The 8,822-nt window shown below is 43.4% G+C and carries 6 protein-coding genes; 3 read left to right on the top strand and 3 right to left on the bottom strand.

The window, feature by feature from the left end:
• Positions 1–263: 263 nt before the first annotated feature.
• From egtD to egtC, 3 genes are all read right to left on the bottom strand, one after another.
• Positions 264–1,310, bottom strand: coding sequence for an L-histidine N(alpha)-methyltransferase (egtD, locus tag QUB14_RS27475; protein ID WP_333221238.1), 1,047 nt, complete (start codon positions 1,308–1,310; stop codon positions 264–266).
• Positions 1,311–1,690: 380 nt separating this feature from the next.
• On the bottom strand, positions 1,691–3,004 hold the full coding sequence (gene egtB, locus QUB14_RS27470) for an ergothioneine biosynthesis protein EgtB (protein WP_333221240.1): 1,314 nt from the start codon (positions 3,002–3,004) through the stop codon (positions 1,691–1,693).
• The gene (gene egtC, locus QUB14_RS27465) at positions 2,976–3,764 is read right to left on the bottom strand and encodes an ergothioneine biosynthesis protein EgtC (protein WP_333221242.1); all 789 of its coding nucleotides are present in this window, start codon (positions 3,762–3,764) and stop codon (positions 2,976–2,978) included. The genes egtB and egtC overlap by 29 nt, the downstream gene beginning before the upstream one ends.
• Before the next feature lie 165 nt (positions 3,765–3,929).
• On the opposite strand from egtC, the gene QUB14_RS27460 reads away from it, so the two are divergent.
• The 3 genes from QUB14_RS27460 to QUB14_RS27450 all read left to right on the top strand — a co-directional run bounded on the left by QUB14_RS27460 (position 3,930) and on the right by QUB14_RS27450 (position 8,092).
• A complete protein-coding gene (locus tag QUB14_RS27460; RefSeq protein WP_006632999.1) occupies positions 3,930–4,148 on the top strand; it encodes a hypothetical protein in 219 nt (72 codons plus the stop codon).
• Positions 4,149–5,601: 1,453 nt separating this feature from the next.
• Complete coding sequence (locus tag QUB14_RS27455) at positions 5,602–7,167, top strand: methyl-accepting chemotaxis protein (protein WP_333221244.1); 1,566 nt, start codon at positions 5,602–5,604, stop codon at positions 7,165–7,167.
• 637 nt (positions 7,168–7,804) lie between these two features.
• The gene (locus QUB14_RS27450) at positions 7,805–8,092 is read left to right on the top strand and encodes an RNA recognition motif domain-containing protein (RefSeq protein ID WP_006632996.1); all 288 of its coding nucleotides are present in this window, start codon (positions 7,805–7,807) and stop codon (positions 8,090–8,092) included.
• The last annotated feature ends 730 nt before the right edge of the window (positions 8,093–8,822 follow it).

Below are 8,822 nucleotides of genomic sequence, written 5' to 3'. Positions count from 1 at the left end.
CTTGCACTTTATTCTCGCTCGCGCGCTCGAAACCTTTCGCGACGCAATATGCACTCGATTATTCAGCAAGCCCTAAGAAGATACCCCGAATTCAGAACCCTCAACAACACAGAAATTGACGACACGGCAGTGCCGTGTCTCTACCCCAAAACGTCGTAGCACGGGCGAGGGCCCGACGCCATCCCCCACTCCGATTTAACCATCGCCCAATTTGTAGGGACGCGGCACTGCCGTGTCCTGACTGTGGGTAATATCTGAAGAACTCATTTATTAACATCAGAAAGTTGGCAAAGCATCAAGCCAAACCACTGATTTGGATCTGTCCAAACCTGCACAGGCATTAAACCGCGCTGCGAAAGTTCTTTTTTTACAGTATTGAGATTAAACTTGCGCGATATTTCGCTGCGGATAGTTTCTCCCGCTGCAAATTCAACCGTTAAATTGAGAGAACGCAACTGCACTGTTTGCGTTTTTTTACTTTTTAAGTGCATTTCAATTTGACATTCCTCTTGATTGTAAAAAGCCCAATGCTCGAACTGTGCTAAATCAAAATTTCCCTCAAATTTTCGATTTAAATGCCGCAGCATATTCAAGTTAAATGCCGCCGTCACTCCTTGACTGTCATCGTAGGCAGGCTCTAAAATATCTTTAGATTTGTCCAAGTCAATTCCCAGCAAAAAATACTCTCCCGGCTGCAATGCACCGACAATTTGCGAAAAGAACAAATCGCATTCTTGAGCGTTGAGATTGCCGAGGGTACTGCCTAGAAAGCAAATCATTCGGGTTGGCAACGGCGACGGTGCAATTTTAGCTAAGGCTAATTCGTATGTGCTGACAAGTCCGTGAATCTGGAGCGACGGATAATCTGCCAACAGTTGACAAGCGCTGCTTTCTAGGATAGTAGGACTGATGTCGATCGGCAAATAATGCAGGGGATACTCCAGTTGACTGTAAGCATCAAGGAGAATCCGAGTTTTTGTGGAACTGCCGCTGCCGAGTTCGACGATTTCGCAGGGGCCAGTTAAATTTGCGATCGCCCCCGCGCACTCCTGCAAAATAGCCGTTTCAGTGCGTGTCAGGTAGTATTCCGGCAACTGGCAAATCAACTCGAACAGGTTTGAGCCGCGATCGTCGTAGAAATACTTTGGAGGCAGGCATTTGGGGGTTTGAGTCAACGCGCTAACTACATCGCTGCCAGCATTGATTTGTGCTGGTGTCGGCGCCGCAGCGCTCACCAGTCGCTCTAAGTGCAGCCGCTTTTCTTTCGTTGAGGCTGAGTTTGTCGTGTCGGAGAGTCTTGGGGATTTCATAAAGTAATTTTTAGATGCACATATCGGTATAGCACGCAGCCGCGTTGCCAAATATCGCGCTCAAGTCAGATTTTTCATGCCGCTCTCGGTTCTGTATTTTCTCACCGGATGGCGATCGCATCCACAATTAAAACTTAAATTTTATACACAAAATTTATTGAATACTTAACCAAACTTGTTTTCTTTGAGCTTGTTACATGGAAAAAAGTTGGGCATTTCACAAACAATTTTTTTTCCCAATTCCCTCTCCAGCCATTTATCTGATGTTGATCAAAAAAGCTTTATAATACCAGTATTAAGGAATTTGTTCATCTGAAAAGTCCGATGAATAAATTCCTCACTATGAACAAACTTGATGGTAATTATAATTACCTAGCGAACTACTTAGCGCAGCGAAAACCCGCAATAATTTGCCGCACGCCCGGATAGTACCAATTCCGAAAGGTCGATCGCAGTGCCTGCGGAAAAGTCGCCCAACTCCCGCCTTTCAAAACCCGGTGTTCTCCATCAAAATAAACTTGAGAATAGCCCCTGTAAGGATAACTTTCAAATCCCGGATAGGCGTCAAAAGTTGAAGCAGTCCACTCCCAAACATTCCCCAACATATCATAGCAGCCGATCGCACTTGCTCCTTTGGGGAAGGCATCAACTGGCGAGGTATTGGCAATATTATTGCCGTGATTGCACAGGCTGCCGTTTGGCGGTTCTTCTCCCCAAGGATAGATGCGATATGTTTGATTTGTGGCATCCCAACTCGCAGCTTTTTCCCATTCTGCTTCCGATGGCAAACGCTTGCCAACAAAGTTGCAGTAAGCTTCGGCTTCGTACCAACTCACGCCGCAGACTGGATGGTTGTTGAAAGCTGGATTTTCTGACCAGTAAAGCGGTTGAGAGACGGCTTCGCCTTGCAGCCATTTCCAGCCGTCCGCTGACCACCAATCAGGGTTTTGATAGCCGCCGGATTCCATGAAATCTCGGTATTGACGGCAAGTGACGGGATAGCGATCGATCGAGTATGCTTCTAAATAACACAGGTGGCGCGATCGCTCGTTATCCAAAGCCTCAGCAGCATCGCTTCCCATGTAAAATTCCCCGCCCGGAATTTCAATCGCTGAATTGGGAATTGGGCATGGGGCATGGGGCATGGGGCATGGGGCATGGGGCATTAATATCCCTTCTTCCTTCTTCCTTCTTCCTTCTTCTTTCTTCCTTCTTCCTTCTTCCTTCTTCCTTCTTCCTTCTTCCTTCTTCCTTTGCATTTGCAACACGAAAGCAACTGTTTCGCAGTGCTGGCTTTCGTGCTGAATAATAAACCGCCAGAGACGTTCTTGCTCGTCGATCGGCGCTACTTCCAAATAATCTAACACCTTTTTTCTCACCGCGTCCAGATATAATTCAACTTCAGGTAACGTCGGCAGAAAAACCCGTTGTTTTTTCGGCAAAATATCAGCAGCAAACAGTTGGTGATACTTAGGAAAGACAGGTTCCAAGCCAGCGCACCGTTGCAACAGCCACAAATCTTCAGTATAAGCAATGTGACCTAAGTGCCAGCCAACCGGACTGAAATCAGGATGAGCTTGACGGCAAAAAGTATCATAATCGATGTCTGCAAATAGCTTGAAAGTGCCGCGGCGACACTGCTGCAAATCGCGATAAATTGCCTCTCTACAAGATTGGATAGATTTCGATATCACGATCTACTCCGGTACTGATAATGCTCTGGACTGGGCACGAGTGCCAATTGCCAGCAAATAAAGGTTCAGAAGCAATGATGACAGAATTTGGGAAATTTAAATCGTCCCGCAGCCAATAGAGGGAAGGAGGGGTTTTTTGGGCAGCAAAGCGAGAGGCAACGAGCTGGTGTCCGTCGCTGATAATTATATTAGCTGAAAATTCTACTTGGTGAAAGTTTGCTAGCTCTGCCAAAATTTTCAGCGAGTTTCGCAAAGCAGCTTCTAGAGTCACATTGGCGGCTGTCAATTCATTGACAAACAAACTGAAGATATGCTCTGAATCTGTAGTGCCGTTAATTGATTGATAAATGGTATCGCTAAGTCGATCGCGAATTGGTCTGTAAAGAGTTTGCCGAAAATTCTTCACGAAGCCGTTGTGTACGAACAGCAGGCGATCGTTCTGAAACGGCTGACAGTTGCTCAAATCTACAGCTTGTCCTGAAGTTGCACTGCGAACGTATCCGATCGCGCATCCAGATTCAACGTATCGACTGATACTCGGAAGGTTAATGTCGCTCCAAATTGGCTGTACATTTTTATATGTAAACGGATCAGTATCTAAGTGCGGGTGATACCAACCAAGACCAAAACCGTCAGCATTGAGTACACCAGAAGTCATTTCGCGGGGAGCGTAACTCTGCACAATTAGGGAATGTTCCGGCTTGTACAGAATAGCATCGAGTAAAATCGGCTCCCCGAGGTAGCCAAGCAAACGGCACATAAAATTTTTGCAGCAATGTGATTAGCATTGTAAGTCATTAGCCGAAAAATTGCCCGAGCGGGCATCTTCAGCGCTGGGAGCAAGGTTTTTTGTAGCCCGCTGCCAGCATCGCAGTACAAACGATACAGTTAAGGTAGAACCCCTGCAGCAAAAGGAGACTCTTGAATGTTCCTCGACGAACTCATCCCAATGGCCCAAGAATTGATCCAACAGCCGATCGCCTTCGCGGGCGGATTTTTATCTGGCCTGCTTCGACTCAACCTTCACGAAGATCCCGTTAAAAGCTGGATCGACGAGCAAGCTGGTTCAACTTCCTACACTACTCCCCCAGCCGAACCCACCAACGGTAAAAGCACGGGGCCTCAGTCAATCTCGATCGACTAAGGAAAAGCAGTAACATCCTCCCAACGCCAAACTGCTTACAGTTATGGCGTGGGCTTCCAAACTTCACAGTTTGGCTTTTCGCGTTTTTCCCTTACGGGATTTCCCCACTTGGCTAGACTTAATTTCTCAGTGCCCGCTAGAAAGTCTGCACAGACACTTTCGATTCCCGCATAGCCTTTCTCAGATAGATAAAGTACAATAACAGCAGTGTGTAAACCAGTTCCAAATATCTTGCTTAGAAAGTTGACCTTAGAAAGTTGACGGAATGCAAACTCTATCGCCTTTTCTAATTATTAATAATTTGTTGGGTCAATAAAACTGAAAACATTTTTAAGTTTTGATCGTATTTTTTTAGGGTTATGATCAATCGGGGTAAGGGGGCGACAAGTATATTACTTTCGCCCTTTTTCTTGATTACTTTCTTTACTTATTTTGTCTATTTCTATGACCCTCCTCCCTCGCTACCCAAGCATTTTTCCCTAGTTATGGTTGGTTTTCGGAGCATAATAGCCTCAAATGTAATTGTATCCTTTTACGTCTTCAACTTAGTTATATTATAACTAAGTTGATTGTTATATAAAGTGGTAGAAAAAAATATTTTCACAGGTTTGTTCTTTTATTTTTACCCATTGAACTTTGTCTTGAGATAGTTAAGAATGAAGTTATTCAATAGTTGAATTCTTTTTATTTGCCCTCGGCGCTAAAATTAGCAGTTGTTCTGCCTTAATTTTGCACGATCGCATAAATTAGCTCGCTGAGCAATATTTTTGGTTTTAGGAGCCGGTTTAAGTAATTTTGTTACAAAACTGAGAACTCCCAAAAAACAGTTAGGTATGAATTTTTGTGAGATTGCTTCCGTAATGATAAACATCGATACTTTCTTGTCAAAAATCAAGATAATCAGCTTTCATTGCTAGTAATGTATGATGTTTTCGATGCTTGGCAAACAAACGTGCTGTGAGTGGAGGGGGCGTCTCCTCCACTTATGGTGATGCTGTGACTCTTGAGCGAATTATAATTCATTTATCTTATATTTTATATTTGACCGTTATAAATTAGTCAACAATATGATACCTCATCTGCCTCACAAAGGCTTTATCTCTGAACTCCAAACTTAATTATAATCTTACCAATTTTTATAATTGGCGTGGGCAGGCTTGGTTTGTGTAAAGCCAGGTTTTAAGCTGTAGACTAAAGGGGTTTATAAAAATGAATTCAGCATGATGACAACCAAAAAGCTACCGTAACTGCGTCGTCACCCAAAATCGATAGCGACTTTCAGGATCGGGAGTTACCGCTCAATTAATTACTAATTTTAAAAGGTAAAATCTCAAAGGTAAAATCCTAATAGGTACTTGCTCTACCGGAGAAAAGGTATAATATACAAGATATGTTGAGGATGGCAGCGAGGATAACTGTAGTAGAAGGAAGCAGAAATAGTATGTTGAGAAAAATGAATTTACAAACCAGACTTATCGGCGCATTTCTGATTATGGGACTTTTAGTATTTTTAGTTGGCTGGGTAGGAGGGAACTCAACATCTAATCTCAGTCAACACATAGATACTATAGGTAAAAATAATTTACCGAGTATTGAAGCATTATGGAAAATTAACGAGGGACAAACCCAAATTGAGTCATCCGAGAGAGCGCTAATTAATCCGGCACTCAGTCAAGCAGAAAGGCAAGATGCCTTAAACAGAATGGACAAGGCTTGGCAGCAGATTCAAGATGGGTTTAAAGCATACGAAGCCACTCCACGTACCGCAGATGAAAACGCACTATATCAACAAATGCTTAAGTATTGGGAGAAGTGGAAGCAGGAAGATCGAGAACTCCTGCGAATTAATCAAGAATTTGAGAAAGTGGGAATTTTGGATCCTTTGGGCTTGCAGCTAAACCTAATTAATCAGGGTAAAACTAAGTCGCCCGAAATGGCAAGAGCCAAGACAGCTAGTAACCTCTTGAATCAACTTAGTCAGCAATCTAAGGTAATTCGCCTTAAATTTATAAATTCAGAAAAAGCCACTTTAGCAGTAGTGGACTCCAATAGAAAGCAAGCGGACGACGCTTATAAAAGCGCAGAAAATGATATTAGGAATACTCAAGTAGCTGTATTATTGGCTATGACAGTTGGACCGCTAACAGCGATTAGTTTAGGAATAGCTTTAAGCATAGCGATCGCCAAACCTTTAGATAAAGCGCTGAAAGGTATTATTAATATGATTGTCAGTTCTTCTACCGAGATCGCTGCTACAATTGAGCAACAGGAACGTATTGCTGTACAACAAGCTGCTTCTGTTAATCAAACAACTACCACAATGGATGAATTGGGTGCATCATCGAGGCAATCAGCTATGCAAGCCGAGTCAGCCCTTGAGAATGCGAGTAATGTCTTAAACATGGCAGCAGAAGGCAGTAAAGTGGTGCATAAAACCCAGCAGGGAATGTTGAGTTTGACGGAAAAAGTCGGAGCTATCGCCGAGCAAGTTTTACATTTGAGCCAGCAAACCAATCAGATTGCTAATATTACCAATTTAGTCAGCGATTTGGCTAATCAAACTAATATGCTGGCAATTAACGCTACAGTGGAAGCAGTACGCAGCGGAGAACAAGGGAAGGGATTTGGGGTGGTGGCAAGGGAAATTCGCCGACTCGCAGATGAAAGCAAAAAATCGTCGGCTCAGATTAATGATTTAGTAAACGATATTAAGAATGCCATTAATAAGACAGTGACGGTAACAGATGAGGGCAAAAAAACTTTAGATAATAGTCTGAAATTGACTGCAGGTACGGCGGATAATTTTAACAATGTCGCTAATGCTATTAACAGTGTTGTTGTCAGCAGTCAGCAAATTTATCTGAATACTAAACAGCAGGCGATCGCTATTGAGCAAGTGGTAGATGCGATGAATCTTCTGAATAAAGGAGCAACGGAAACAGCCAGCGGTATTACCCAAAGTCGAATTGGCACTCAAACACTTAACAAAGCTGCTTTAAATCTCACATCCTTAGTTTAATTGAGAAAAGTAATATCCTAAACTGGGGATTAAAGAGATGGAGAGAAAATTAGTCCCATTCCTCATTTCCAATTTGCAATTCCAAATTTTGCCCAAGGATTGAAGGTGACATCTCCCCGTTTAGGAAAGGGCTGGGGAGAGGTGAAGTAGGTTTCCTCAAAGGGCTGTCTAGATGTGTATAGCCATTCTCAAGTGAATGAGGTACAGATTTAAATTGTAGATTAAAGAATGGAAGAAGTGGGGAATTGGTAATTAACTGCCAAGTACCTTACGAAAGTTGAGAACCGCTATATGAACGCTCGCGATCCAAAGCAACCTAATATATTAGACCTTGTTAGTGGCTTTGTTTCCGAAGATCCTTGGTGATTAGTCGCCCACCCATCAGTGATCTGATTAAAATCAAATATTGTTCAGGGGTAGGAGTCCTCGCCACCCCAAAACTCATATTCTCACTCATCCGCAGGGCGAGTGAGGATATGAGTTTTGATTAAGCTAACTATTGCAGCCAGTACCAAGGGTGGGTCAGTGCGGCAAACCCTTTTAGTCAAAGTCGATTGCCCAGTTGTATGGTAGATAGCACTTGACAGTTAAATTAACAGGTTATTATGTATAGCACAACAAGTTCAGTTCGATCGACATGACTATCTACATTGGAAATCTGTCTTACCGCGCCACCGAAGAAGACCTGACAGCAGTATTTGCAGAATACGGCACAGTGAAGCGAGTTGTCTTGCCTACCGACAGGGAAACCGGTCGGATGCGCGGTTTTGCATTTGTTGAGATGATGGAGGATGCCCAAGAAGACGCTGCAATTGCCGAATTAGACGGTGCAGAGTGGATGGGCCGCCCCTTGCGAGTGAACAAAGCTAAACCGAAAGAAGAGGGAAATCGAGGCGCAGGTATCAAGAGAAACGACGGATATTAGTCCGCGATGCGGCGGTTGACATCCTCTCGAAACCCACCTGATGCACCAGTACGCCACTAGCGCCGAATTGCAAGCAGCAGTTGATTTTGGGGATGCAATGTCAAATCCGCTGCACAAAAATATCGCTTCTTTATGGGCTGCACTTGATTCTTGACACTCCCCGACTATCAAGGTGCGAGGATTCTTAATTCAGCGACTAACCTTTAAGTGTTGCGTCCTTTCGGCAATATTCAGACCTTTTAACCGTAGAAAACTACCAATTAACGAGCCTGATTCGCAGCCACCCCAGCGGGTCTATCTCCAAAAGCGTACTAGGATATTTACCTAGAGTTTGGGTATGCCCTACCCTACTTAACAATCCTAAAAGAATAGTTGGTTTTAACTGGTTTAAGGTTTAATTCAACCTCTAGCTGTTTAAAGAGTTTTCGCTGCTCTGCGTCCCCCGGTTTATACCTAAAAGTGTGTCTTAACTGTTTCACGATGGTAAAGGAATTCAACCTTGACTTTTATAGTCAATCACAAATATAGGAACTTACTGGACTTTTTGAAAGAAGTTTTAAGAAATTAAAGCCGTCCTAGAAGGACAGGGTTTCAAACCCAAGTTTTTGATAACTTTTTGAGAAAGACAGAATTTATGCACGCTAGTCTAGAAACTTGGAGTTTAGACTAAGCACAAATTGACTCAGCATGAGCTGAGTGGAAAAAATGGTTAATCAGCGAGAGAGTTCTC

It is taken from the genome of Microcoleus sp. B3-D2 (genome assembly GCF_036705345.1).
Taxonomy (GTDB): Bacteria; Cyanobacteriota; Cyanobacteriia; order Cyanobacteriales; family Microcoleaceae; genus Microcoleus.
This window is presented reverse-complemented; position numbering and strand designations above follow the sequence as displayed.